This is a genomic window from Variovorax sp. LjRoot290 (assembly GCF_964253985.1).
In the GTDB taxonomy this organism is placed as follows: domain Bacteria; phylum Pseudomonadota; class Gammaproteobacteria; order Burkholderiales; family Burkholderiaceae_C; genus Variovorax.
This window is the reverse complement of record NZ_CAXURW020000003.1, coordinates 140881-166856: the sequence shown is the minus strand read 5'-3', so window position 1 is coordinate 166856 and position 25976 is coordinate 140881. Positions and strand designations below refer to the sequence as shown.

Sequence of the window (25976 nt, the reverse complement as noted above, 5' to 3'; positions counted from 1 at the left end):
ACGCAGACGCGCATCGTCATTTCTCACCGGCCCTCCCCGCTCCTGGGCGCAGATCGCGTGTTCGAGTTGGCGGGCGGGAGGCTGCGGCAGATCAAGCCGCCCCCGCCAATTCAGGCCGTGCCGGGCAGACGCAGATCGGGAGGCAGCGAGCTCGATGCGAACAGGTCCGCCTCGGTCCTCAGGAAGTCGATCAGCGCGCGCAGTTTCGCCGGCACCCGCCGGCGGTCGGGATAGTAGAGCGTGAGGCCCGGCAGCGGTGGGCTCCAGTCCGTGAGCAGGCGCACGAGGCGCCCCTGCTCGATCAGGCCGTCGATGTAGCCGTTGATCATGTAGGCGATGCCCAGGCCGTCGAGCGCTGCCTGTACCAGGGCGGACGAGTCATTGATCGTGAGGCGGCCGCTGATGGCCATGTTGAAGGTCTCGCCGCCACGCGCAAGGTGCCAGCGCTCCACTTGTCCGGAACTGACGTGCCGGAAGCCGATGCAGTTGTGGGCCAGCAGGTCGCGCGGATGCTCGGGCACGCCGTGCTGCCGCAGGTAGTCGGGCGCAGCAATGACATTGGCCTCGATGGGCGGACCGATCTTCATCGCGATCATGTCCTTTTCGACAAGGTCGCCAAAGCGGACGCCAGCATCGAATCCCTGGCCCACGATGTCGACGAGCTGGTTTTCGATGCGCACTTCGAGCCTCACGTCGGGAAAGCGATCGAGAAAGCGGCGCAGCACTGGCTGGAGTCCGATGGTGTAGCCGGCGCGCGGCACGTTCAGGCGCAGCAGCCCGCTCGGGTGCTCGGCTTCACGTCCAAGTTCTTCTGAAGCGGTGGTCAGTTCCACGACGGCGGGTCGTACCCGCTCCAGGTAACTCTCCCCGATTTCGGTCAGGCTCACGCTGCGCGTGGTGCGGTTGAAAAGCGTGATGCCCAGGCGCTTCTCCAACGCCCGGATCGACTGGCTGACCGCCGAGGGCGTCACGCCCAGCCGGACGCCGGCAGCCGAGAAGCCGCGCTCCTCTGCGACGGCGATGAATGCGATCAATCCTTCGAGTTGGTCCTGTCTCAAGTTCGTCCTTCATTGGCGGCGGCGCGTAACGGAGGAGGGCGCCGAACGGGCCCGATGATCGGGCGGTTGGCGCGCCAGGGCAAGCAAAAGCCCGCGGGTCGCAGGCCCCGGCCCGGGCCCGGACGCCACAGGAGGTGCCGGGCCGGACCGTGAATCAGGCGAAGTCGGTCGACAGCGTCACTTCTTGCCACGTGTCGATGTCGCGCGTCATGTGGGCGATCTTCTCGCGAACCTTGCCGATCGCGTCGCGGCCCAGCAGCAGATGCGCGGGCGGGTTGGCCGAGGCCACCAGCTGCAGGATCGCCTGTCCCGCCCTGGCCGGGTCGCCCGCCTGGTTGCCGCTGCGCTTTGCGCGCGCCTCGCGCTCGGGGTTGAAGATCGCGTCGTACTCTGGGATCGCGCGTCCGGCGCGAACCATCGATCGGCCCGCCCAATCGGTGCGGAAGGCGCCGGGCTCGACCGCGGTCACATGCACGCCGAAGGGGGCCAGTTCCTTGCCGAGCGCCTCGGAGATGCCTTCCAGTGCGAACTTGCTGCCGTGGTAGATGCCCAGGCCGGGGTAGGTCACGATGCCACCCACCGAGGTGATGTTGACGATGTGCCCGGCGCGGCGGCCGCGCATGTGCGGCGCCACGGCCTTCAGCACTGCGACCGCACCAAACACGTTGACTTCGAACTGCCGCCGCAGATCGTCGAAGCTCGACTCTTCGATCAGGCCCTCGTGGCCGTAGCCGGCATTATTGATTGCCACCGAGATGGGGCCGATCTCGCGTTCGATCGCATCCACCGTCGGCGCAACCTCGTCGAGGCGGGTCACGTCGAGGAGCCGGCCGAAGGCGCGACCCGGGGCAAGCGCTTCGAAAGCGGCGAGCGCCTTCTCGTCGCGCAGCGTGCCGACGACGCGGTGGCCGGCGTCCAGCGCCGCCTGCGCGATGGCGCGTCCGAGACCGGTGGAGACGCCGGTGATGAAGAAGATCTGGTCGGATGATGAAGCCATGGTGCGGGCCCTTTTTGCGTGTGGTTGGTGCCTTGAAGGTATTCGGATGGAGCGGCGAGAGCAACGCCTCGGCGGCCGAAAGGGTTTGTAGAGTCCCTTACAGGTGGCGCGTCGACCCTGAGGCGCTGCCGCTCATCGGCTCACAGCTTCACGATGACCGACTTGGTCTGCGAGTAATGGGCCAGCGCGTCGCGGCCTTGCTCGCGGCCATAGCCGCTGTTCTTGAAGCCACCGCAGGGCGTCTGCACGAAGCCGCCGTTGTACTCATTCACGACGATGCGGCCGGCGTCCAATTGCGCGGCGACCCGGTGCACGCGGCCGATGTCGCGCGACCAGATGCCCGCGCCGAGGCCATACTCGCTGTCGTTGGCGATGCGGATCGCTTCCGCCTCGTCGTCGAAGGGAATGACGCACAGCACCGGGCCGAATATTTCTTCTTGCGCGATCAGCGTGTCGTTGGTCACGCCGGCGTAGACCGTGGGCTCGATGAACCAGCCCTTCTGCAACCGTGGATCGGTTGGCAGGTGACCGCCGATCGCCGGGGTCAGGCCGCTTTGCCTGGCGATGTCGAAGTAGGTCTGGATCTTCTCGTACTGCGCCTTCGTGGTGATGGGACCGGCGACGGCGTCGTGCTCCGGCCCGATCTTCAGCGCCTTGACCGAGGCGACGAGCTTCTCGACGAAGGCGTCGTGCACGCTGCGTTGCACGAGGCAGCGTGTTCCGGCGCAGCACCACTGGCCGCTGTTCCAGGTAAAGGCCCGCACCGAGCCCGGCGCGGCCGCATCGAGGTCGGCATCGGCGAACACGATGTTGGCCGACTTGCCGCCGAGCTCCAGCGTGAGCGGCAGCACGCGCTCGGCCGCGATCTGGCCGATTTCGCGCCCCGCGCGCAGGCTGCCCGTGAAGGAGATCTTCATCACCGCTGGGTTCTTGACCATCGCCGGCCCGATGACCGAGCCCTGGCCCACGATAACGTTGAACACCCCTTGCGGCAGCCCTGCCTCGACCGCCAGGCGCGCCAGTTCGACGAGCGACCCCGAGGTGTGCTCCGATGGCTTGGCGACCAGCGTGTTGCCGGCCGCCAGCGCCGGCGCGATGGCGCGTGCGGCCTGATGCAGCGGCGCGTTCCAAGGCAGGATCACACCGATCACACCGAAGGGGTCGCGCCGGGTGTACGCGTGGTAGCCCGGGCCTACGTTGACGATCTCGCCTTCGTCGATCGAGGCGATGCCGCCGTAGTACTCGAAGAACTGCGCCAGCAGGTCGATCAGCACCGGCATCTCCTGGCCCGGCTTGCCGGTTTCGAGCGATTCGATCTCACCGAGCGCGCCGCCGTTGGCGCGCACCGCCCGGGCCACGTCGACCAGGATGCGGCCGCGCTCCGATGGGCGCAGGTTGCGCCACGCGGGCAGGGCGTTCGAGGCCGCCGACACCGCGAGGTCGAGGTCTTCGGGCGCGCTGCGCGCGACTTCCTGCATCTTGGTGGCCGTGCGCGGATCGTACTTGTCGCTGTACCGGCCGCCGCTGGGTGGGACGAACCGGCCGTCGATGAAGCTGTGGAGTCTGGGAAGCATGATGGATCCTTTCAGGGTGTCGGCGTGGACGAGGGGGAAGCCGAGGAACTGGGTGCGGATGCGGGATCGAGCGCGCGAGCGCGCCGGAACAGGGTAAGCGTCGAAATCAGCGGCGCGATGGCGATCACCACGAAGGCCAGGCTGTAGTTGCCGGTGGCGGACGCGAGGCTGCCGAAGAACGGCGGGCCGATCACGACGCCTGCGAACAGGCACGACAGGATCGCGCCGGTTGCGCGGCTGGCCATTCCGGGCGGGGCCTGGCGCGCGACTTCCGCGAGGAAAAAGCCGTTCCAGCCCAACGCGCAGGCACTTACCAGCACCACCACACACAGCAGCGCGCCTTGGGACCAGTCGCGCGGCAGTGCGGCCATGGCGAGGCAGCCGACGGTCATCACGGCGCCGAGCACCAGCAGCAGGCGTGGACCGCGCAGCAAGTGATCCGCTACGTAGCCCCAGACCAGGCGGCCGACGATGCCCGCGCCCTGGGCCATCGACATCATGAAACCCGCCATCACCAGCGAGTAGCCGAAGCCCTGGTGCATGTAAGTCACCAGATAGGTGCTGAGCGACAGCTGGAACATCGAGAAGAAGAACGCCGCGATCGCGAGCGTGCGCAGCGGCGTCGACGTCTTCAGCAGCAGCGCCATCTCGGAGAACACGCACAAGCCCATTGGATGTGACGGTTGGCGGTCATCGTCATTGGGGCTGCGCCACCATTGCGCGAGCATCGCGCAGACGACGCAGAAGATGGCGCCGACCACGAGTGCCATGGACCAGCCCGAGGGCTCCGCGACCCGCGGGCCGACGAAGCCCGCCAGCGCGCCGCCCAACGGAACGCCTGTCTGCTTGATGGAGAACACGAGGCCGCGATGGCCGCTGGGGGCGGCGAGTGCGAGCATGTGGCTGCTTGCCGGCGTGACTGGCCCGTAGCCTAGTCCGATCAGCAATGCGCCGATGCACCCGAGCCACCAGATGCCACTGGCGACCAGCAGCAGGCCGCCCGCGCACAGCACCAGGCTGGCCTGGCTCACGCGCACGGGTCCATAACGCAGCACGGCGTCGCCCCCGAGCACCGACCCCGGCACGGCCGCCAGGTAGACCAATGCCACGTAGTAGCCGAGCACGGCGCCGGGCAGCTGAAGGTCACCCACGATGCGCGGGCCTAGCACTGGCACCATCAACGCCGCCATCGAAACGAGCGCCTGAACCGCGGTCGTGAGCAGCAGCACGGACGGCGCAGAGGAACGCCGCCCGGGCGTAGCCGATCCCGTTGCGGCCGCCGGCACGACGACCGATGAGCTGGATGAGAAAGTCATGATGGGCGACCTCCGAAAGACCTACTGCCTCACGTCGTCGTGGTCGGTCGAGGTGGCAAGCTCTTCGTACTTCGCGAGCTCTTCTTCGACGAACGCGTTCTTGCCGCGCAGCTTGGCGATCGTGTCGGTACCCAGCGGCAGGCGCTGTGGCGGCGTCGGGTTGTCGGCCAGAACCAGAATCGCCTTCGACAGCTTCTTCGGATCACCGGGCTGCTTGTGATTGGCGCCGGCCATCAGCACGCGCATCTCGCCCACGGTTGCCGCGTATTCCTTGATCTCCTTCTCGGTCTTGACGAGCGAACTGGCGTCGAGGAAATCGGTGCGGAAGAATCCGGGTTCGACCACCGTGCTGTGAATACCGAGCGGCGCCAGTTCGATCGACAGCGATTCGCTGAGCGCTTCCACCGCGAACTTTGTCGCGCAGTACACACCCCAGCCGGCATAGGATGCATACCCGCCGATGGACGAGATGTTCATCAGATGGCCACTGCGCTGGCGCCGCATGTGGGGCAGTACCGAGCGTGTGACGCTCAGCAGGCCGAACACGTTGGTGGCGAACAGGCGTTCGACTTCGACACCGCTCGATTCCTCGACCGCACCTAGCAGGCCGTAGCCGGCGTTGTTCACGAGGATGTCGATGCGGCCGAACCGGCCGATGGCGGCCGCCGTCGCGGCAGCGACCTGCTCCTCGTTGTTCACGTCGAGCGCGACCGGCAGGAGGTTGTCGTGAATGCCGATGGCGGCCTCGATCGTTTCCGGGCGTCGCGCGGTGGCGACCACGCGATCGCCGCGCGCCAGCGCATCTCGGGCGATCTCCATGCCGAAGCCGCGCGATGCGCCTGTGATAAACCAGACCTTGGATGAGTTGGACATATCAGTTCCTTGTCGAGTGTTGAGGGAGATCGCAGTCTCCGTCCGTGGCCCAAGACGCGCCTTGCGCGTTTGGTGATCGGTCGGCGTTTCTTGCTCTTTCATCGAGGGCCCGGCGGAGCAGGCCGAATCCATGCCCTCGCATAAGCGAGCACGCGCGCGCGTCGTGGCCGCTGCGGCCACGCGCAGGCGCAGTGAGTCCGTGATTCGAGCGTGGCTGCCAACAGCTTCGTGTCGGCGGCCGGTCGCCCACCGGCATTGCGGTGGGTGCCGGCGACGAGATCGCCTTCAGGCCTGCGCCGCGCGGCGGTACAGCTGCGGCGTGGTGCCGCGCCGCGCGCGGAACACGCGGGCGAGCTGCGTTGGATCGTCGTAGCCCACGGCGGCAGAGATGTCGCTGATCGAATCGGTGGTAGTGCGCAGCAGCTCGCACGCGCGTTTGACTCGCGCTTCGATCAGCCATTGATGTGGCGGCACGCCGGTCGATGCCTTGAAGGCATGGCAGAAGTGGTGGTACGACAAGCCGACCATCCTGGCCAGGTTCGCAAGCGACACCTCGGACGACAGATCGGCATTCATGGCATCGAACACGCGGCGCAGGTGACTCGGGGATAGCCCGCCCGCTGCGGCGCGACGGCTGCGATCGTCCAGCGTCGAATGCTTGCGTACGAGCTGCAGCATCAGCAGGCTCGCGCGGCAGTCCATCTCCAGCCGGGTCGGCTTGTCTTCCTCGTCGAGCGCGCGCCGCAGGTACAGGTCAAGCATCGGGATCACCTCGGCATCGAGTCGCATTACGTGGTTCTCCGCCAGCAGCTCCGACCGGTCTCCACGTTCGCCAGCCCATTCAGTGGCAACGCGCCGCATGAACTCCTCGCTGGCGCAGAAATGCGCGAACTGGATCCGGCCGTCGGCCAGCATGCGCAGGTCGTGCTGCGCGGGCTGGATCGAGAACCCGTGCGGAGACAGTTCCTCGACGGGCTGCCGGTTTGACAGCACGCGCTGTACCAGTGCACCGGAAAGCCGCCAGGCCACCACGTGATAGGGCCGGTTGTCGGGCTCCTGCGAACTGTCGAAGCCATCGGGACCTTCCCAGAGGGCCACCGGCATCACCCAGCCGCTTTCGGCGCCGGCCGTGCGAGCAGCGAAAGTCCCCTTGCGGGGGATCAGCTGCTCGACTCTTTCGGAGGAGTCGATCAGGGAGTATGACGAAGACGACATGGCGCGCTCGAGCCGCTTTGGCGGTGTTGGGGTTGACATGGGGATGGCGCACGACGGCGCCACCGCTGGCGAGAGCCGCCACTATCTGCCCAAAGATGCGCGATGACGAGTTAATGCGCGCTAGAACGCGTTATGCCCGCGCGCAGCCGTGGCGCGCCCGCCGCCCGCGCAGAATTTACGCGTCTTAACTTGCCGTGACGGACGCCGTGCTTCAACCTAAGGCGATCAGGTAAGGGCGTTTGTTGGCCAATCTCTACACAGTCAAGAACCCGGCTCAACCCGGTTCTCTCATCAAGGTGCCGTCCTCCGCGTCGTTAACGCCTCGTTTGAACACGCCGCTGCAAATCGGGCCGTGGGCGCTGTCACATCGCGTCGTCATGGCGCCTTTCAGTCGCTTGCTGGCATCTGCGCCTGAAGGTGTGCCGTCCCCGGCGTTGCAGCGGCACTACGCCATGCGGGCGTCCAAGGGCGGGTTGATCGTGTCGGAGTCGATCGCCGTGGCGCCCGCTGCCGTGGCGCAGCACGGCACTGCCGGCATCTTTGCCACGGATCAGGTCAACGCCTGGAAGTCGGTCACCGACGAAGTCCATCGGCAAGGCGGCTACATGGTGGCGCAGCTGTGGCACGGGGGACGGCTTGCGTCTCCGCGCCTCACCGGCTTGCCCGCCATCGGCGCATCGGCAATCGCGCTGCCGGCTACCATTCATGCGCCCGGCGCGCAGCGTCGATCTGCCGAACCGCCGCTCGTGCTCGACGACGATGGTATCGAGGAGGTGATCGATCAGTACCGGCGCGCGGCCGAGAATGCCGCCGATGCGGGCTTTGACGGCGTCGAGATGTGCTGCGCCAACGGTTGCCTGGCGGACCAGTTCCTCCACAGCGGCAGCAACGTGCGGACCGACCGCTACGGCGGCCCCACCGAGAACCGCGTGCGCTTCTTGATCGACGCGGTGCAGTCCTTGGCGTCTGTCTGGGGTTCGTCGCGCGTGGGCGTCCGCCTGTCGCCGCTCGGCGCGATCAATGGCACTTTCGATGCAGCGCCTGAACTGTTGTTTCCGCACCTGCTGCGGCGTCTGCACGAAGAGAGCCTGGCCTATGTGCATGTGGCGGAGCCGCGCGCGCTCGGCGGCTTCGACCACGGAGCAGCGGCGCACGAGGCGCTGGTCGTCGACTGGCTTCGCCCGAGCTATCCGGGCGTTATCGTTGCATCGGGTGGCTTCGATGGCGCGAGCGCCAGCGCGGTGATCGAGCGCGGCGCCGCCGACGCGGTGGGATTCGGCCGGTCCTTCGCCGCGAACCCCGATCTTCCCGAGCGGCTGCTCACAGGCGGTCCTCTCAAGGTCGCCGATCCTACGCGCTACTTCATCGCGGACGAGGCCGATGACAGCGATGACGCCGACGATGTCGATGAAGAGGCTTGACACTGCGCCGCTCAAGGCGGCAGATCGGCAAGCGCGCGCGCACGGGCGTGCAGCATCGTCGCGGCCTTGAAGTCGGGTGTGGACAAGCCTTCGGTCACGCGCGACAGCAGCGCATCGAGCAGTTCGGATACCGCCCGCGCATGCCCATGCTCAAGCCAGTGCGCGCCCAGCGTTGTAGCGCAGCGGATCTCCCAGGCCAGCGCGCCGTTGCTGCGCGCCATGTCGAGCGCGTTGGTCAGCAGCGCCTCGGCGACCGAGGGGTCGCTCGATCGCAGTCGGTCGCCGCGTACGCGCAGGATCTCCGCCGCGCACCAGCCGGCGAGTCCGGCATCGCCGCGTGCGATTGCCTGGGTGCTGACGTAAGCCGGGTGCAGCGGCACCATCAGGTCGACCAACTGAGGCGCGGTTTGGGCGTGATGCGAGGGGAGCGGCGGCGGTTGTCCCGAGCCGCCTCGCTCGCTCCAATTGATGAACGCTTCATACGCCAGGCCGAAGTGGAGCCAGCCCGCCAGCGAATGTTCCCGCGCCTGCCGCAACAGTATCTGGTTGCGTGCGCGTGCGAGGTTCAGGTCGCCTCCGTGCATCGCCATCGCGCATCCGCAAAAACCGGCTGCGAAGGCCAGCGCCACGCTTTCGCCCTCGCGTGCAGCGATCTCCATGGCCTCGTCATACACCGCATTGGCGGATTCGGGCCGCCCCTGGACCCACAGAATGCGCGCGTGAATGATCCCGAGCGACACGCGGCGGTCGATCTGCGAGCCCGACAGGAACGGTGGCCGAGCTACGCTCTCGACGGCGATGCCGCGCTCGACGCACGCCAGTGCCTCCTGCTGGTCGCCGAGGAAGTGCAATGCGGGCGCCTTCATCCGGTCGTACATGAGGGTGATCGATGGATCGTCGTCACGCGCGGTGACTTCCTCGAACTTCCGGGCGAAGTGCAGCATGCGTGTGGGCTCGCCGCTGTTGTACGCACCCATCCAGTTGGAGCTATAGGCCAGCGCGAGCATCTTGCGGTCGTTCATCTCGCGTGCGATTGCGAGCGCCTTGGTGAAGCCCTCGGCGCTTTCCGGGTGCAATCCGCGCGTGTGGAACAGCACGTGCCCGTAGGCGATGCGGAGTTCGAACTCGAGGCGCGGATCGATGGACTCCACGCCTTCGATGGCCCGCAACGCGCGCGCCGCATGCTGGCGGTGTTCTTCGGCGAACGAGAGCTGGAACAGCAGCGGTGCCGATCCGGCCGTCAGCGCCACGCCCAGAGCCACGTCGCCACGATCGGAGAACGCCCACTGCAAGGCTGCGCGCACGTCGTCGAGCCTGAAGCCGTAGGCCCGCAGCCATTCGCCGGCGCTCAGCGATTTCCATGCCTCGCTGGCTTTCGCCAGCAACTCGACGAAATGTTCGGCATGGCGCCTGCGCAGGGCATCCGCGTCGGGCGCGCTCGCGAGCGTCTCGCGGGCGTAAGCCCGCGTGGCGTCCAGCAGCCGGAAATGGACCTCGTCGCCGCCGACGTCGGCCGTGACGAGCGATTTCGCGACCAGGTCCGACAGGCCGTCGAGCACATCGGTCGGGCTCAGCCCGTCGTCACCCGCCACCGTGGCCGCAGACTCCATCGTGAAGATGCCTGCGAACACTGAAAGACGGTTGATGATGGTTCGATCGCGTGGCGAGAGCAGGCCGAAGCTCCACTCCGTCGTCGCGCGCAGGGTCTGGTGCCGGGCCAGCGCGGTGCGCCGGCCCTTGCTCAGCAAGGCGAAGCAATCGTCCAGCGCGCTCGCGATGCCGCGCAAGCCCAGCGGATCGATGCGCGCCGCCGCCAGTTCGATGGCCAGCGGAATACCGTCGAGCCGTCGGCAAATGTCGGCTGCGACGATCGCGTCGGCGTCGGTGAGCGCAAAGCTGTCGAGCGTTGCCGAGGCGCGCTCCACGAACAGTTCAACGGCCGAGAACGAGATCGCCTGCCTAGCCGTCAGCGCCGCCGAGCGCGGCGGGATGTCCAGGGGCTGGAGGCGCTGTACCCATTCGCCCTCGGCACGAAGCGGCTCGCGGCTGGTCGCCAGAATGTGGATGCCATGCGATCCGCGAAGGATGTCCTCTGCCAGCGACGCGACGGCCTCGATCAGGTGTTCGCAGTTGTCGAAGATCAACAGCAGCGACTTGTCGTGCAGGTAGGACAGCAGGCCCTTCGTCGAGCGGTCGACCGGCGCTGCAAGCCCCAGCGATGCGGCCAGTGCGCTGGGGACGAGGCTCGGCGAGGCCAGCGAAGCGAGGTCCACGAAATGCACGCCGCTCCAGCCCGCGTCCGAGCGCAGCGCCGCGGCGGCTGCCGTCAGCGCGACTGTGGTCTTGCCGATGCCGCCCGCGCCAACCAGCGTGACCAGCCGGCGCTGCCGGATCTGGTCGCCCAGGTTGCGAAGCATGCTCGCTTGGCCGATCACACGGTTGAGCGGCGACGGCAGCCGCTCGGCTGCAATGTGCGCTGGCGGCGGGGCCGGCGGCTTGGACGCTCCTTCGATGCGCACGGGCTCGATGAAGCTGTAGCCCCGGTTCGGCACGTTGACGATGTAACGCTGGCTGTCGCGGCCGTCGCCCAGCGCCTTGCGCAGCCCGGCGACGTGCACGCGCAAGTTGCCCTGCACGACCACTGTCTTCGGCCATACGCGCTGGAAGATCTCGTCGTTGTGGACGAATTGGCCCGCCTTTTCGATGAGCAGGATAAGGATGTCGAGCGAGCGACTGCCGAGCCGCACGGGTGTTTTGTCGTCGAGCAGGATCCGTTCGACGGGGAAGAGGCTGAATGCACCGAACCGGAAAATCGCGCCAGCGCTGAGCGCGGACAGCTCGGAGTCGTTCATTGATGACGAATGGGTGTGTGGGAAGGGCTTCGTTGCGCAGCGACACGCCGACATGCAAGCCAGCGCCATATTGCCACACAAGACATCAATTCCGGTGGGATTACGGCGCACCCGTGCTTGAGTAAATCTCAAGTGAGAGGCGAGCCGTGGCTCGCCTCGGCGCGGTCAAAGCGCGCGTTCGCGATCCTTGGCTCGCGCGAGAAGCGGCGGTGCCATAACGCCCGCCGACGCAGCCTCGCCGAAGGGGTTGCCAGCGCGCGCGGCGGCATAGGCCTGCGTACGCACCGACGTGCGGTCTACCACGCTGGCCACGGCTTCGGCCGGGCCAGACTCGGCGCCTTCGGCATAGGGGTTCGGCATACGCGCGGCGACGGCGGCGTCGGCTCGGACCTCGCTGCGCACGGCGGTGGAGTCGAACTTGAGTACGCCCTCGTACTCCTCGGCGCGGACACCGATGGCGGAGAGCACCGCCAGGGTGGCGATCGCTGCGATGCGGATGTTCTTCGAGACTTGCATGATGTTTCCTTTCGAGAGTGGCTGAGTTGAGGGTGGATCGGCGTCGCCAGCCGTTCGACGGATCCGGGCGCTGGTGGAATGCGGCGCCTGAATCCAGTGTCGGCCCGAGCGCGATGCGGCGCGCGGCCATGTTGGTGATGGGTCGGCCTGTTTTGCGAAGTCTCGAGACGACCCGTCGCGCACACGGTCAGGCCGGATTGCTGACCATGGTCAGGCGGTGGATCTGCAGGGGCTCCGCCGTCATGTCGTCGACGTCGGCGAGCAGCTTCACGAGCGGCGGGGTCGCGAAATGCAGGTCGAGCGCCTCCGGCGACACCCAGTTCTCGTACAGGATCCACACCGCCGGGTCGGTGTTGGAACGATGCAGGTCGTAATTGATGCATCCGGCTTCGGCGCGTGTGGGCGCGACGAGTTCGCCGAGGCGTCGGCCGAGTTCGTCCTCGATGCCCGGACGGGCGCGCAGGATGGCAACGATGGTGAGTTGTTGGTTGGCGTTCATGGTGAATGTCCTGGTCGAGTGATGGAGGTAGGGAGAAGCGAGAACAAGGGATGGCGGGTCAGGTCGTGACCACGACCTTGCCGAACTGCTGGTTCGACTCGAGATACCGGTGCGCCTCGACGAAGTCGCCGAACTTGAAGGTCCGCGCGACGATCGGCTTGAGCGATCCGTCGGTCAGCCCGGCAGAGATCGACTCGATGGCTTGTGCGAAGCGTCGTGGGTCGCCCGCGATCTCGAACAGGTCGTAGCCGCGGATCGTGAGGTGCTTGCTGAGCACCGGCAGGATCGGCAGCGGCGTGATGCCCTCCGCAAGGGCGCCGTAGATGAACAGCAGGCCTTGTGGCGCGGTGGCTTCAGCCAGGCGCGTGAAGTTGTCGCCTCCCACCGGGTCGAACACGACGCGCGCGCCCTTGTCTTCCGTGAGCGCCATGATGCGCTCGCGCAGGTCTTCCTGATCGGTCACCACGACATGCGACGCGCCCGCCGCTCGCAAGGGCGCCACCTTTGCCAGGCCGCGTGTGAGTGCGATGGAGGTGGCACCTGCGCGGCGTGCGAGCTGGATGGCTGCCAGTCCCACGCTGCTCGACGCGGCCGGGATCACGACTACATCGCCCGGGCCGATGCGCGCAATGTCGATCAACGCGCCGTAGGCGGTGATGTACTGCATCCACGCGGCTGCGGCATCTTCCCACGACAGGTTCGATGGGTGGCGCACCACCTTGCTGGCCGATGCGACGACGAGCTCGCCGTGGAGCGCGTATTCGGTCAATGGCAGCACCGGCAGGACACTCACCGCGTCGCCGACCGCCAGCCCCGTCACTCCGGGACCGACGGACTCGATCTGGCCGGAGGCCTCGTAGCCGATCGTCGCCGGATAGCGAGGCTCGACCACGTAGGCGCCGGACCGGTACATCGACTCGGCGCGATTGAGTCCGAGCGCGCGTGTCCGGATGCGCACTTCGCCGGCCTTGGGTTCGGGAATGTCGACGTCCTCGATCCGCAGCACCTCGGGCCCGCCGGTTCGATGGAAGCGGATGGTTCTTGCGATGGTCACGGTGAAGTCCTTTCTTCGAGGGTGATGGAGTAGCGCTTGTGCGGTCTTGAGCGGGTGAGCAAATGCTAGGGACCGATCACTCGCGGAACAATTCGTCGTGTCGCAGAAGACCTTTGAAGCGGCGCTGTCGAATCGATGAGAGCGCGCGGCGATCTTCCGCGGACGTGCGAATGCCGGCATGGCGAAAGTTGCGGTGCACAGGCGTCGCTTGCGATGAGCGCGAGGCGCGGAACACAGATTTCGGTTGACGAAAAATCAACCGAGTGAGGCCATTTTTTCGATTGTCCGGGCCCGGCCTCACTGATTAGCATCGCGTCCCGACAACGTACATGAATGCGTTGCAGCACCCACCGTGCGACACCCATAAGGACATTTCGAATGTGCCGACGAGACAACCAACCTGCGGGCCCGGCGAACAGCCACCGCCATGCACGATGAGCGACCGCTACATCCTCGAAGCCTCCGGCCTCTGCAAGTCCTTCCTGGGCTTCGTCGCGGTCGACGGCGTGGACCTGAAGGTGCGCCGCGGCTCCATCCATGCGTTGATCGGGCCGAACGGCGCGGGCAAGTCGACCTGCTTCAACCTGTTGACCAAGTTCATGCAGCCGAGCGCAGGGACGATCCGATTCAATGGCATCGACATCACGCGCACGGCGGCGGCGGCTGTCGCACGCATGGGAATGGTCCGGTCGTTCCAGATCTCTGCAACGTTCCCGGCGCTCTCGGTGCTGCAGAACGTTCGCGTTGCACTGCAGCGGCGGCTGGGCACGAGCTACTTCTTCTGGCGTTCGCGCCGAAGCCTGACGGACCTCGATGCCGAGGCGCTTCGCCTGCTCGCATCGGTGGGGCTCGAGCATTCGGCCGCACTGCCGGCCGGCGAGCTGCCCTACGGCCGCCGTCGCGCATTGGAGTTCGCGACAACGCTGGCGCTCGAGCCCGAGTTGTTGCTCCTCGACGAACCCACACAGGGGATGGGCCATGAAGACGTCGACCGGGTGACGGAGCTGATCCGGACCGCGGCTGTGGGCCGCACCGTGTTGCTGGTCGAGCACAACATGGGTGTGGTGTCGCGCATCGCGGACACCATCAGCGTGCTGCAGCGCGGCGCAGTGATCGCGGAAGGCGACTACGCCACCGTGTCTTCCGACCCGCGTGTCGTCGAAGCCTATCTCGGCACACCGGCAGAAAGCGGCGTCGACGCGCTGGCGGCAGAGGCCGGCCATGGTTGAGCGCCGCATCGCTCTGTCGGCGAAAAACCTCAATGCCTTCTATGGCGATTCTCACGTCCTGCACGGCATCGACTTCGAGATCCGCGAGGGGGAGGTGGTGACGCTGCTCGGCCGCAACGGCGCGGGGCGCAGCACCACGCTCAAGGCCATCCTTGGACTCACGGGACGCCGCACCGGATCGATCGTGTGTCGCGGCAGGGAACTGGTGGGCATGCCTTCGCACGAAGTGGCGCGCCTGGGCATCGGCTATTGCCCCGAAGAACGCGGCATCTTCTCCAGCCTCAGCTGCGAGGAGAACCTGATGCTGCTGCCCACCGTGGCCCCTGGCGGCATGTCGCTCGACGACATCTACAAGATGTTCCCCAATTTGCACGAGCGGCGCCGCAGCCCGGGTACGCGCTTGTCGGGCGGTGAGCAGCAGATGCTGGCGCTCGCCCGCATCCTGCGCACCGGCGCGACGCTGCTACTGCTCGATGAGATCTCGGAAGGGCTCGCCCCGGTGATCGTCCAGGCGCTCGGTCGCGCAATTTCTGCGTTGCGCACGCGGGGCTACACGATCGTGCTCGTCGAGCAGAACCTGCAGTTCGTCTCGTCGCTGGCCGATCGTCACCTGCTTGTCGAGCATGGTCGCATCGTGGCCGACATCGCGGCGGCGGACCTCGATCGTCACGCAGACACCTTCCGGCAGGTCCTGGGCGTCTAGAAGCGCCGGCCTTTCGACGTAGACCCTCGCTTTCAACCACAGGAGACATCATGAAGCGCAAGCTGCTCAATTCCCTCTCGATCGCCGGTGCCATCGCCGCCAGCACCCTGCTACCCGCGCAGGCCCAGCAGGTGTCCGGCGACGTCGTGAAAGTCGGCGTGCTCACGGACATGGGCTCTCTTTACTCCGACTTCTCCGGCAAGGGCTCGGTAGAAGCGGTGAAGATGGCGGTCGAGGACTTCGGCGGCAAGGTGCTGGGAAAGTCGATCGAGGTCGTGTCCGCCGATCACCAGAACAAGCCCGACATCGCCGCCGCAAAGGCGCGCGAGTGGTACGACACCGGCAACGTGGACGTGATCGTGGACGTGGTGTCGTCGGGGGCGGCACTGGCCGTATCGGAGGTGGGCCGCCAGAAGAACAAGTTGGTGATCGTCTCGGCGGCCTACACGTCGCGGCTGACCAACGAGCAGTGCGCGCCGTACACGATCCACTACCAGATCGACACCACCGCGCTCACCAACACGCCGAAGACACTGGTCAAGATGGGCGCCGACAGCTGGTACTTCGTGACGGCCGACTACGCGTTCGGACAGAACATGGAGCGCGACGCCACCGCCGCCATCACCGCCGGCGGCGGCAAGGTCTTGGGGTCCGTGAAGCACCCGCTCAACAGCAGCGACTTCTCGTCCTTCATGCTGCAGGCGCAGGCTTCGGGCGCCAAATACGTGGGCCTGGCCAATGCAGGCGGCGATACCGTGGCTTCGATCAAGGCGGCCAACGACTTCGGCCTCACGCGCAACGGCAAGCAGAGCGTGGTCGCGATGGCGCTGTTCCTGAGCGACGTTCACGCGATCGGTCTGCCGGTGGCGAAGGACATCTACACCACGGCGAGCTTTTACTGGGACCGCGACGACGCCAGCCGCGCCTGGTCGGAGCGGTTCTTCAAGCGCATGGGCAAGATGCCGTCCGAGGTGCAGGCCGCTGACTACTCCGCCACCATGAGCTACCTGAAGGCCGTGGCTGCCGCGCGCACCGATGAATCCAAGGCGGTACTAGACAAGCTGCGCGAGCTGCCGGTGAACGACTTCTTCGCCACCAACGGACGTGTCCGCGAAGATGGCCGCTTTATCAAGGACATCTACCTGGTGCAAGTCAAGAAGCCCGCGGAGTCCAAGCGCACCTGGGACTATTTCACCGTGAAGGCGACCATCCCCGGCCAGGAAGCCTTCCTGCCGCTGGCCAGGAGCGCCTGCGCGCTCGTCAAGAAGAGCTGACCGAGCGCCGCCGGAGACTTCAAGATGTCCGATGTGTTTGGGGTGCCCTTGCCGGCCGTGGCCAGCCAGCTGCTTCTGGGCGTGGTGAATGGTTCGTTCTACGCATTGTTGAGCCTGGGGCTGACTGTCATCTTCGGCATGCTCAACGTGGTGAACTTCTGCCATGGCGCGCTCTACATGGCCGGCGCGCTGGCCGCCTGGATGGGCATGAACTATTTCGGCATTGGCTACTGGCCGGCGTTGCTGCTGTCGCCGCTGATCGTGGCGGCGCTCGGTGTGGTGATCGAGCGCACCACGCTGAGTCGGCTGCGGGGTCTCGATCCTCTCTACGGCCTGCTGGTGACGTTCGGCATCGCGCTCATCGTCGAAGGACTCGCGGTCAACGCCTACGGGTCGACGGGCATGCCCTATCCGCCGCCGGATGCGCTCGCGGGAGGCACCGAGATCGGCTCGCTCTTTCTGCCCAAGTACCGGCTCTGGGTGCTCGGCTGTTCGGCGGTGCTGTGCCTCGCCACCTGGCTGCTGATCGAACGTACCCGCCTGGGTGCCCGGCTGCGCGCGGGCACCGAGAACCCGCGCCTGTTGCAGGCTTTCGGCGTCAACGTGCCAGTGATGATCACCGCGACCTACGCCGTCGGCGTGGGCCTGGCGGCGCTCTCGGGCGTGCTCACCGCGCCGCTGACCGCAGTGAGTCCGCTGATGGGCTCGAACCTGCTGATCGTCGTGTTCGCTGTCGTCGTCATCGGTGGCATGGGGTCAGTGCTCGGCTCGGTGGTGACCGGCGTTGGGCTGGGCGTGCTGGAGGCGGTCGCGAAGGTCTACTACGCCCCCTTCGCCAACACTGTCGTGTTCATGGTCATGGTGCTGGTGCTGCTGGTTCGTCCGGCAGGCCTGTTCGGGAGGTCCGCATGAAGCAGTCCACATTCGCGCTCTTCTGGGTCATGGGGGTGACGGCATTGGTCGTCGCGCCGTTCGTGGTCTACCCGGTCTTCCTGATGCAGCTGCTGTGCTTCGCGCTCTTCGCCTGCGCGTTCAACCTGCTGCTCGGCTATGCGGGCCTGCTGTCGTTCGGGCATGCGGCCTTCTTCGCCTCTTCGGCTTACGTCACTGCGCACACGGTCAAGGTGCTCGGCTTCTCGCCGTTGGCCGGATTGGCGGCCGGAATCGTCGTGGCGATGCTGCTAGGCGCGCTGATGGGCCTCGTCGCCATCCGCCGCCAGGGGATCTACTTCGCCATGATCACGCTGGCGCTGGCACAACTGGTGTACTTCTATTTCATGCAGTCTCCGTGGACCGGCGCCGAGGACGGCATCCAGGGCGTGCCGCGCGGCACGCTCTTCGGCGTGATCGACCTCGAGAGCAACCTGGCGATGTACTACGTGGTCGCTGCGGCGTCGCTGGGCGGCTTCGCGCTGATCCATCGCACGGTCAATTCGCACTACGGCGAGGTCCTGAAGGCCATTCGCGACAACGAGCCGCGCGCCGTTTCGTTGGGCTACGACGTCGATCGCTACAAGCTGCTCGCCTTCGTGATGTCGGCCGCGCTCGCCGGGCTCGCGGGCTCGCTCAAGGTGCTGGCGCTCCAGCTTGCGTCGATCAACGACGCGCACTGGCACGCCAGTGGCCAGGTGATCCTGATGGCGCTGATGGGCGGCCTCGGTACTTCACTCGGCCCTGTCGTCGGTGCCGCGCTCATGACGGGCATGCACCACTACCTGGCGGGCATCGGCTCCTGGCTGATGGTGATCACGGGCGTCATCTTCGTCTTCGTGGTGATGGTGTTCCGGCGCGGGATCGTGGGGACGCTCATGGCGCTGCCGATGTTCAGGTCCCGTTCGGTGGTTCCGCCTGCGCCGGGCGTCTGAGCGGCAACGCCTTGCCGGCAGCAGAGGCACACGCGGATGCCGTTGCGAGGCAGGCCTCGGCTCATGCCGGCTGCGTTCGCACCGGCGAGTGTCTCGCTGATCGGGAATCGGATTGCATATGCCATCAACGGAGCGCGCCCCTCTGGACGGTCGGTACCAGAGGGGCGCGCTTCGATGCGGAATCGCCTGCCGCATGGATTTCCGGCGCCGCAGCGCCGGCTTCGGAGACTACAAGCGGATGATCACCGACTTCTGTTGCGTGTAGTGGGCGAGGGCGTCCATGCCCTGTTCCCGGCCGTAGCCGCTGAGCTTGTAGCCACCGCAGGGGTTCTGGACGAAACCTCCGCCATATTCATTGACCACGATGCGGCCGGCTTCGAGCCGTCCGGCGACGCGGTGCACGCGGCCGATGTCGCGGCTCCAAATACCGGCGGCCAGGCCGAAGGGCGAATCGTTGGCGATGCGGACGGCATCGGCCTCATCCTTGAACGGAATGACGCAGAGCACCGGTCCGAAGATCTCTTCGGTGGCGAGCGGCATGTCGTTGGTGACGCCGGTGTAGACCGTCGGCTCGATGAACCAGCCCCGCTCGAGCCGTGGGTCGACGGGAAGCCGCCCCCCGATGGCCGCTTTCACGCCGAGCGCGGCGGCGACCTCGAAGTAGCTTGCGATCTTGTCGTACTGCGCCCGCGTGGTGATGGGGCCGGCGGCCGCATCGTCTTCCGGGCCGATCCGCAGCCGGCCGACGGCTTCGACCAGCCGCTCGACAAAGACGTCGTGAATGTTTTCCTGCACCAGCAGGCGCGTGCCGGCAGCGCACCATTGGCCGCTGTTCCAGGTGAACGCGCGCACGGAGCCGGGCACGGCTGCGTCGAGGTCCGCATCGTCGAAAACGATGTTGGCTGATTTTCCGCCCAGCTCCAATGTGAGGGGCATGACGCGCTCGGCGGCGAGCCGCCCGAGCTCCTGGCCTGCGCGCAGGCTTCCTGTCAGAGAGATCTTCCGCACGTGCTGGTTCGCGACCATTGCGGGTCCGATCACTGTGCCCTGTCCGACGACGACGTTGAGTACGCCAGGCGGCAGTCCCGCGGCCTCGACGGCCAGGCGCGCCATTTCGACCAGCGAGCCCGATGTGTGCTCCGACGGTTTGGCCAGGACGGTGTTCCCGGCGGCCAGGGCGGGTGCGATGGCGCGAGCGGCCTGATGCAGGGGAGCGTTCCAGGGAAGGATGACGCCGATGACGCCGAGCGCTTCGCGCACAACATAGGAGTGGTAGGCGGGGCCGACGTTGACCAACTCGCCGTCCATGGCATTGGCGATGCCGCCGTAGTACTCGAAGAACTGGGCCACCAAGTCGATCAGGGCCGGCATCTCCTGTCGAGGCTTGCCGGTCTCGAGCGCTTCAATTTCGCCGAGCGCGGATCCATGCGCGCGCACGACGCGCGCCAGCTCGACCAGGAGACGCCCTCGTTGCGTTGGGCGCAGGTTCTTCCACGCGGCGAGGGCGTCGGCCGACGAGTCGGCGGCCCGGTCGAGGTCGGACGCTTCGCTCTGGGCGACGTCACACAGTTTCTCTCCCGTTCGCGGGTCCATCTTGTCCGCATAGCGGCCAGCATCAGGATCGACACTTTGTCCATGGACGTAGCTGAGCGTGCGCAGAAAAGTCATGTTGCCTGTCTCCTTTATCGGGCGATTCATGCCCGGCGTGCGATCTCGACGCCCGTCAGTGCTTCGAGTTCGAGCACCACCTTGGACATGTCCTCTCCACCATTGCCGGACGCCACGGCCCGGTCGAAGAACTGCTTTACGACGGAGGTCGCGAAGGTGGCCGCGCCGACGCGCTCCGCTTCGAGGAGAAACAGCCGAAGATCCTTTCGCATGAGGTCCATGCGGAAGCCGAGGTCGAAGCGGCGCTCGAGGATCGAGCCGGCCACGATGGTCTCGCTTGTGAAGCTGCGTGCGGTGCTCTTGTTGAGCATGTCGATGAGCACCTGGGGATCGAGGCCGTTCTTGATGCCGAAGAGTACGGCCTCGCAGGTGGCGACGAGCGTCGCGCCGACAATCATGTTGTTGACGAGCTTTAACGTCTGTCCGAGGCCAGGCTGGTCGCCCACGTGGACCACGTTGCGCCCGAAGGCCTGAAAGATCGGCTCGCACCGGCGATAAGCATCCGCGTTCCCGCCCACCATCACCGAGAGCGTTCCGGCCTCCGCGCCTGCGACGCCTCCGGCAAGCGGCGCGTCGAGCGCGAGAATGTTTCTTTCGGCCAGCTTGGCGGCGATGCGAGACGACACCGTGTGGCCGACGGTGGAGTGGTCCACGAAATACTTCACCGCGCTGCCGGAGCCGATGCCATATTCCGACAAGGCTACTTCCTCGACGATCTCGGGAGTCGGAAGGCAAGTCAGCACGATCTCGGCGTTGTCCGCCACATGCAGCGGGCTTTCGCATCGGAACGCGCCGTGCATGACCGCTGCGGCGACGGTGTCGCTGTTAAGGTCCGAGACGTAGACGTCATGCCCCGCCTTGAGAAGGTGGCGCGCCATGTGGCCGCCCATGGCGCCCAGGCCCACGAAGCCGATCTTTTCCATTCTGTGTCCCCACGAAGTGTTGTTCCAGGGGAATGCTAGAAAGGCCAGTGCCCGGCTTCAACCGAGATTTTGGCGTGGCCTGATTGACAATTTCTCAATCGACGAGTGTGTGGGTGCAGTGCGTTCCACCGGCCCCGATGCGACTTGCGCGCGCTTCACGCCTGCCGGAATTGGTCCAGCAGCCACAGGCGAAAGGTCGTCATGCTGGCGGACTCCGGCTTGTGATCCGGCGTGAGCAGGTAATAGGTGTATTCGCCCAGGTCCAGCGTGTGCTTGAACGGCAGCACGAGCCGGCCGTTGCGCAGATCGTTCTCGACCAGGAAGAGCTGGGCGATCGCGACCCCTTGGCCTTCGATGGCGGCGGCGTAGCTCATCGCGGAGCTCTCGTAAGTCATGCCGGCACGGGCGTCGAACCGGGCGTCCACCCCCGCCGACTCGAGCCAGAACATCCAGTCGTCAAGCCGTGCGATCGAGTGCAGCAAGGTGTGCTGCGCCAGGTCGGCAGGACGCTTGAGGCGCGGTCCGCTGGCGAGCAGATCAGGGCTCGCGACCGGGGCCAGCACGTTGGACACCAGGCGATAGCAGTTGGCATTCGCCCAATGCCCGTCGCCAAGGCGGATGGCGGCGTCGATGTCCTCCTTGCGGAAGTCGACAGGCTCGAGCGAGGCCTTCAACAGCACTTCGATCTCCGGATGCGCCTGATGAAAGCTCGAGAGGCGCGGGATCAGCCAGCGCATCGCGAAGGTCGTGTACGCGCGGATCTTCAGTTGCTTGCGGTGGCTGCGCCGTTTGAGCTTGCGGGTTGCATTGCGAAGTGCGTCGAGCGCCTGCGTGATGGCGCGGTAGTACTCGCTGCCGTACGAGGTCAGCGCAATCTGGCGATGGCTGCGCTTGAGCAACTGCAGGCCCAGGGTCGATTCGAGGCTCTTGATCTGACGGCTAACCGCGCCCGGGGTGACGCTGAGCTCGTCCGCGGCCAGCGTCACGCTCAGGTGGCGCGCAGCGGCCTCGAATGCTCGGATGGCGTTGAGTGGGGGAAGGCGATCCATACGTGACGTGGCGACGAAGTCGAGTGGGCCCGATAATCGCACGCACCAATGAGCAGCGTCCATCCAGATCGACCCTCCGCCGACCGCGCCGGCCCCTCCGCACTGATCGTGCATGCGCACCCCGAACCCCTCAGCATGAATGCGTCGCTCACGCGCGCTGCAGTCGATACTCTGAGCGGATTAGGCATGCACGTCGTCGTCAGCGACCTCTACGCGGAGAACTTTCAGCCCGTGGCAGGACGCGGCGACTTCCGGCATCGGCACAGCCTTGATCGATTGAGCATCGCGCACGAGCAGCGCCATGCGGCACCGACCCGGGCCTTTGCCGACGACATCCTGCGGGAGCAGGACCGCATCGTCGCAGCAGATGTGCTGCTCTTCCAGTTCCCGTTGTGGTGGTATGCCGTGCCGGCCATCCTGAAGGGATGGGCGGACCGCGTGCTGGCCGAGGGCTTCGCCTTCACGCAGGACGCGCTGTTCGAAGACGGGCTGCTGCGCGGCAAGCGCGCGATGATCGCCGTGACGACCGGCGGCACCCAGCAGGAGCTTTATGACGATCGCCGCCACACCGGCACGATCGAGGAGTTCCTCAAGCCCTTCACGGGAGGCGTGCTGAGCTTCGTCGGGCTCGAGGTCCTGCCTGCGTTCGTCGCGTACGCGCCTGCCAGCCTCTCGCCGGAGGGTCGGGAGGCGCAGCTCGGCGACTACCGCGCGCACCTGTTGACGCACATTGGCTAGCTCGAAAGGCGCGGCGCGCGCGCTCAATCGAGCCGTATGCCCTTGGCCTTGATCAGTTTGCCCCAGTAGGCGTGTTCGCGTTCGACGATGGCTGCCGTCTCGGCGGGCGTCGTGGCGGTGCCGGTCGCATCGAAGTCCCTGAGACGTTTCATGACCTCTGTCGTGCGATTCGCCTTCGCAAGTTCGACCTGGAGCCGATTCAGGATCTCGGGCGGTGTGCCTGCGGGCGCCCACATGCCCTGCCATCCCACCAGTTCGAGACCGGGTACCGATTCGGCAAGCGTCGGCACGTTGGGCAGTTGGCTGCTGCGAACGGGCGAGGTGACGGCGACGGCCTTGACCTTGCCCGATTGTGCAAAGCCGATGCCGGAGGGAAGGGGTTCGATGAACATGGACACCTGGCCGCCGATCACATCGGAGAGCGGCAATTGCTTATAAGGCACTTGCAGCATGCGCGTGCCGGTGCGATCCTGGATCAGTTCGAAGCCCAGGTGCGAGGCGGTGCCGGGCCCGTAGGACGCGTAGGCCAACTCGCCGGGGTGGGCTTTCGCATAGCGGGCGATGCCGGCCAGGTCATCCGCCGGGAAGTCCTTGTTGGCCAGGATGACGTAGGCGGTCGTCAGCGTCTGCGAGATGGGCGCAAGGTCCTTCAGCGGGTCGTATGCCAGCTTGCTGAACAGATGCGGGTTCATGGTCGGGATCTGGTTGAATGCATACAGCAGCGTGTACCCGTCCGGAGTCGCTTTGGCGACGGCCTCGGCGCCGAGATTGCCGGATGCGCCCGGCCTATTCTCCACGTAGAACGGCTGCCCCAGCGCGCGACCGAGTTGCTCAGAGTACATGCGCGCCAGGATGTCGGGCGCCGTTCCTGCCGGAAACGGAACGATCAGCCGCACCGGCTTGGACGGGTAGGCAGGCTGCGCGAAAGCGCCCGCCGCGCAAATGGCGAGCAGGCAGGACGCGATCCATCGAAGCGTTCTCATCTGTTGTCTCCTTGAATATCTGATGGCTGCTGCGCTGCGGGCTAGGCCGCACCGGGCCGCCGCGCGACGACGCCGGCAGCCGCCATGAGGGCGAGTTCCTGGGGGGCGTACTCGACGGCGGGCGCCTCGCCGGCAATGATCGCGAGCAGCAGGCCCTCGGTACGTCCGGCTTCTGCTGCTTCGCATTCAAAGCGGCGCTGCACGCCCACGGGGCAGGCGATGAAATCGAGAGGACCCAGGCTGTGCCTGAGGACATCGCCTTCTCCTTCCCACTCCACGCGCCAGCGTCCGTTCATGACCATGAAGGTCTCGACCGTGTCGTGCACGTGGAAGGCCACGCCCTTGCCTGGCAATGCCGAGACGAAGGCCACGCCGAAGCCGGCCTGGAGGTGCGAGACGGCTGCCGGGGCGAGGTCGCCGACCGGCGAAAACTGGGCCGGGTCCGCCGCAGCGGGTTGCCGGTAGCCCAGCACGTTGCGAAAGACGCGTTGGTATTGCGGCAGCTGCATGTCGGGGAGTCCGGCGGCGCAGGCCTGCAGATCGTCGAAGCGCGCGACGCAGCGCAGCATCTCCGATGAGGAGGGGCGGGTGACCATGATCGGCATGGCTTGTTTCCTGAGGATGTGGAAGGCAGTCATGCTAGGAGCCCCGGCCGCCGATGCCCAGAGTAAGCCCGCAATGTGCCCATCAGCCGGCAGTGATACTGGTGGGCGCGTCAGTTGTGCGCGCCTTTCACCGCAACGCCTGTGCAGCCACCGCGCGGATCGCGTCGCGCAGCCAGCGATGTGCGTCGCTGCGGTGGGTGCGCGCATGCCACACCATCGAGATGCGGAACTCGTAAGAGCGGAATGGGGTCTCGAAGACCTTGATCGGCAGGCGCATGGCCTGGGCCTGCGCGCCGCGCATCGGAAAAGTCGCGATCAGCTCGGACGCCGCGACTATGGCCGGTAACGCCAGGATGCTTGGCACCGACATGGAGATGCGGCGGACGACATCGTGCGGCTTCAGCGCGGCGTCGGTCTGCGCTTCGACCGTGCTTGCATAGTTCGCGCCCGCACCGAAGGTCACGTGTCGCTCCTGGGCATATTGCGCAAGGTCGATGCCCTCCCGTATGCGTGGATGGTTGCTGCTTGCGATGCATGCCATGCGATCGGTGAGCAGCGTGGTGGCGTGGAAGTCGTCCGGCAGGGTGGCGAAGAAGCCGATCGCGAGGTCGAAGCGCCCCTCCGTCAGTGCCTCTTGCACCAGGTGGGGGGACAGCGGGTAGAAAACCAGTTCCAGGCCCGGCGCCTCCCGGTCCAGGTGCTCGGCCAACGCCGGCAGCAGGCTGAGGCTGGTGTAGTCGCTGGTGGCGATGGAGGCGCCGAAGGAATCGCTGCACGGCAAAAATGGCTTGCCGCCAGACAGCGCCTCGTCGAGATGGCGCAGCGCTTCGCGGGCGTGCAGCGCCAGATTGAGGCCGCGCTGCGTGGGCGTCATGCCCTGTGCGGTGCGGATCAGCAGCGGGTCGCCGACGGTCTCGCGCAGTCTGGCCAGCACGTTGCTCATCCCCGGCTGCGTCATGTCCATGCGCTTGGCAGCGCGCGTCACCGAACGCTCCAGTATCAGCGCCTCGAAGCAGACGAGCATGTGCAGATCGATGTTGCGATACGACATGCCGGCATCGTAGTGCGCGCTTGCCGCTCGCGCCGTTCGATTGATAAAAGCTCAATCAAAAATCCACGAAATATCGGTTGTGTGGTGGGAGCGAAACGCGAAAACTACGCCCATACGCCAGGCAGTCGCCAGGGCGCACCAGCCAGGAGACACGGACAAATGGACACCTCTTATCCGCTCTGGAGCGACGCTCCGCAGCCCCGCCTCATCGCCTCCCGCCATCTCACGACGAAGGAATACGTCTTCCCGGTCGTGACGGACGATTCGCCGCTCGCCGCCGAACACGAGCGCGTCGAAGTCGAGCGCGTGGGCCAGGTGTACAGCTATACCGTCATCCATCCAAGCAAGAAGAGCGGCGAACAGCCCTATGTGCTCGGCTACGTCGACTTGCCGGGGCCGGTGCGCATCTTCGGCCGGCTCGTCGGCAAGCCGCGTCCCGTCATCGGCGAGGACTACGCCGTGCGAGTCGACGAGACCTACGGCTACGTGTTCGAGGCCGTCGAGGCCTGATCG

The 25976-nt window shown here is 66.3% G+C and carries 24 protein-coding genes; 8 read left to right on the top strand and 16 right to left on the bottom strand.

Features of this window, described 5'->3' with window-relative positions:
* Window positions 1-110 precede the first annotated feature (110 nt).
* From ACSQ9A_RS38185 to ACSQ9A_RS38160, 6 genes are all read right to left on the bottom strand, one after another.
* Window positions 111-1058, bottom strand: coding sequence for a LysR family transcriptional regulator (locus tag ACSQ9A_RS38185; protein WP_436307951.1), 948 nt, complete (start codon window positions 1056-1058; stop codon window positions 111-113).
* Between the two features lie 154 nt (window positions 1059-1212).
* The gene (locus ACSQ9A_RS38180; RefSeq protein ID WP_436307950.1) at window positions 1213-2055 is read right to left on the bottom strand and encodes an oxidoreductase; all 843 of its coding nucleotides are present in this window, start codon (window positions 2053-2055) and stop codon (window positions 1213-1215) included.
* Between the two features lie 140 nt (window positions 2056-2195).
* Complete coding sequence (locus ACSQ9A_RS38175; protein ID WP_436307949.1) at window positions 2196-3629, bottom strand: aldehyde dehydrogenase family protein; 1434 nt, start codon at window positions 3627-3629, stop codon at window positions 2196-2198.
* An 11-nt stretch (window positions 3630-3640) separates the two neighbouring features.
* Entirely contained in the window at window positions 3641-4945 is a 1305-nt protein-coding gene (locus ACSQ9A_RS38170) for an MFS transporter (RefSeq protein WP_436307948.1), read from the bottom strand.
* 21 nt (window positions 4946-4966) lie between these two features.
* On the bottom strand, window positions 4967-5818 hold the full coding sequence (locus ACSQ9A_RS38165; protein WP_436308243.1) for an oxidoreductase: 852 nt from the start codon (window positions 5816-5818) through the stop codon (window positions 4967-4969).
* A 285-nt stretch (window positions 5819-6103) separates the two neighbouring features.
* Complete coding sequence (locus tag ACSQ9A_RS38160) at window positions 6104-7033, bottom strand: helix-turn-helix domain-containing protein (protein WP_436307947.1); 930 nt, start codon at window positions 7031-7033, stop codon at window positions 6104-6106.
* Between the two features lie 242 nt (window positions 7034-7275).
* Here ACSQ9A_RS38160 and ACSQ9A_RS38155 point away from each other — a divergent pair, with 242 nt between their 5' ends.
* A complete protein-coding gene (locus ACSQ9A_RS38155; RefSeq protein ID WP_436307946.1) occupies window positions 7276-8454 on the top strand; it encodes an alkene reductase in 1179 nt (392 codons plus the stop codon).
* Window positions 8455-8465: 11 nt separating this feature from the next.
* Here the strand turns inward: ACSQ9A_RS38155 and ACSQ9A_RS38150 are convergent, their stop codons facing one another.
* The 4 genes from ACSQ9A_RS38150 to ACSQ9A_RS38135 all read right to left on the bottom strand — a co-directional run bounded on the left by ACSQ9A_RS38150 (window position 8466) and on the right by ACSQ9A_RS38135 (window position 13369).
* Window positions 8466-11306, bottom strand: coding sequence for an ATP-binding protein (locus ACSQ9A_RS38150; protein ID WP_436307945.1), 2841 nt, complete (start codon window positions 11304-11306; stop codon window positions 8466-8468).
* Window positions 11307-11471: 165 nt separating this feature from the next.
* Window positions 11472-11822 carry a helicase SNF2 gene (locus ACSQ9A_RS38145; protein ID WP_436307944.1) on the bottom strand — a complete coding sequence of 117 codons (351 nt, stop codon included), beginning with the start codon at window positions 11820-11822 and terminating at the stop codon, window positions 11472-11474.
* Between the two features lie 187 nt (window positions 11823-12009).
* Window positions 12010-12321 (bottom strand): putative quinol monooxygenase, encoded by a 312-nt coding sequence (locus ACSQ9A_RS38140; RefSeq protein ID WP_436307943.1) that lies wholly within the window; start codon window positions 12319-12321, stop codon window positions 12010-12012.
* A gap of 58 nt (window positions 12322-12379) precedes the next feature.
* Window positions 12380-13369 carry a zinc-dependent alcohol dehydrogenase family protein gene (locus ACSQ9A_RS38135; RefSeq protein ID WP_436308242.1) on the bottom strand — a complete coding sequence of 330 codons (990 nt, stop codon included), beginning with the start codon at window positions 13367-13369 and terminating at the stop codon, window positions 12380-12382.
* A 440-nt stretch (window positions 13370-13809) separates the two neighbouring features.
* Between ACSQ9A_RS38135 and ACSQ9A_RS38130 the strand changes: the two genes are divergently transcribed.
* From ACSQ9A_RS38130 to ACSQ9A_RS38110, 5 genes are read left to right on the top strand one after another with little or no spacing between them, the layout of a single operon-like run.
* The gene (locus tag ACSQ9A_RS38130) at window positions 13810-14604 is read left to right on the top strand and encodes an ABC transporter ATP-binding protein (RefSeq protein ID WP_436307942.1); all 795 of its coding nucleotides are present in this window, start codon (window positions 13810-13812) and stop codon (window positions 14602-14604) included.
* Complete coding sequence (locus tag ACSQ9A_RS38125) at window positions 14597-15307, top strand: ABC transporter ATP-binding protein (protein WP_436307941.1); 711 nt, start codon at window positions 14597-14599, stop codon at window positions 15305-15307. Before ACSQ9A_RS38130 ends, ACSQ9A_RS38125 begins: the two co-directional genes overlap by 8 nt.
* A gap of 50 nt (window positions 15308-15357) precedes the next feature.
* Entirely contained in the window at window positions 15358-16581 is a 1224-nt protein-coding gene (locus tag ACSQ9A_RS38120) for an ABC transporter substrate-binding protein (RefSeq protein ID WP_436307940.1), read from the top strand.
* 24 nt (window positions 16582-16605) lie between these two features.
* Window positions 16606-17493, top strand: coding sequence for a branched-chain amino acid ABC transporter permease (locus ACSQ9A_RS38115; protein ID WP_436307939.1), 888 nt, complete (start codon window positions 16606-16608; stop codon window positions 17491-17493).
* Complete coding sequence (locus tag ACSQ9A_RS38110; protein WP_436307938.1) at window positions 17490-18446, top strand: branched-chain amino acid ABC transporter permease; 957 nt, start codon at window positions 17490-17492, stop codon at window positions 18444-18446. The genes ACSQ9A_RS38115 and ACSQ9A_RS38110 overlap by 4 nt, the downstream gene beginning before the upstream one ends.
* 228 nt (window positions 18447-18674) lie before the next feature.
* Here ACSQ9A_RS38110 and ACSQ9A_RS38105 read toward each other — a convergent pair whose 3' ends face one another.
* The 3 genes from ACSQ9A_RS38105 to gcvA form a co-directional block, all read right to left on the bottom strand.
* Entirely contained in the window at window positions 18675-20114 is a 1440-nt protein-coding gene (locus ACSQ9A_RS38105) for an aldehyde dehydrogenase family protein (RefSeq protein ID WP_436307937.1), read from the bottom strand.
* 26 nt (window positions 20115-20140) lie between these two features.
* The gene (locus ACSQ9A_RS38100; protein WP_436307936.1) at window positions 20141-21037 is read right to left on the bottom strand and encodes an NAD(P)-dependent oxidoreductase; all 897 of its coding nucleotides are present in this window, start codon (window positions 21035-21037) and stop codon (window positions 20141-20143) included.
* Window positions 21038-21192: 155 nt separating this feature from the next.
* Window positions 21193-22200 carry a transcriptional regulator GcvA gene (gene gcvA, locus ACSQ9A_RS38095; protein WP_436307935.1) on the bottom strand — a complete coding sequence of 336 codons (1008 nt, stop codon included), beginning with the start codon at window positions 22198-22200 and terminating at the stop codon, window positions 21193-21195.
* Between gcvA and ACSQ9A_RS38090 the strand changes: the two genes are divergently transcribed.
* The gene (locus ACSQ9A_RS38090) at window positions 22135-22824 is read left to right on the top strand and encodes an NAD(P)H-dependent oxidoreductase (protein WP_436307934.1); all 690 of its coding nucleotides are present in this window, start codon (window positions 22135-22137) and stop codon (window positions 22822-22824) included. The two genes, gcvA and ACSQ9A_RS38090, sit on opposite strands and share 66 nt — an antisense overlap.
* Before the next feature lie 23 nt (window positions 22825-22847).
* Here ACSQ9A_RS38090 and ACSQ9A_RS38085 read toward each other — a convergent pair whose 3' ends face one another.
* From ACSQ9A_RS38085 to ACSQ9A_RS38075, 3 genes are all read right to left on the bottom strand, one after another.
* Window positions 22848-23720: a Bug family tripartite tricarboxylate transporter substrate binding protein gene (locus tag ACSQ9A_RS38085; RefSeq protein WP_436307933.1), complete on the bottom strand. Its 873-nt coding sequence runs from the start codon at window positions 23718-23720 to the stop codon at window positions 22848-22850.
* 128 nt (window positions 23721-23848) lie between these two features.
* Complete coding sequence (locus ACSQ9A_RS38080) at window positions 23849-24412, bottom strand: hypothetical protein (protein ID WP_436307932.1); 564 nt, start codon at window positions 24410-24412, stop codon at window positions 23849-23851.
* A 127-nt stretch (window positions 24413-24539) separates the two neighbouring features.
* A complete protein-coding gene (locus ACSQ9A_RS38075) occupies window positions 24540-25463 on the bottom strand; it encodes a LysR family transcriptional regulator (RefSeq protein WP_436307931.1) in 924 nt (307 codons plus the stop codon).
* Between the two features lie 159 nt (window positions 25464-25622).
* Here ACSQ9A_RS38075 and ACSQ9A_RS38070 point away from each other — a divergent pair, with 159 nt between their 5' ends.
* Window positions 25623-25973, top strand: coding sequence for a Zn-ribbon domain-containing OB-fold protein (locus ACSQ9A_RS38070; RefSeq protein WP_436307930.1), 351 nt, complete (start codon window positions 25623-25625; stop codon window positions 25971-25973).
* Window positions 25974-25976: the final 3 nt, after the last annotated feature.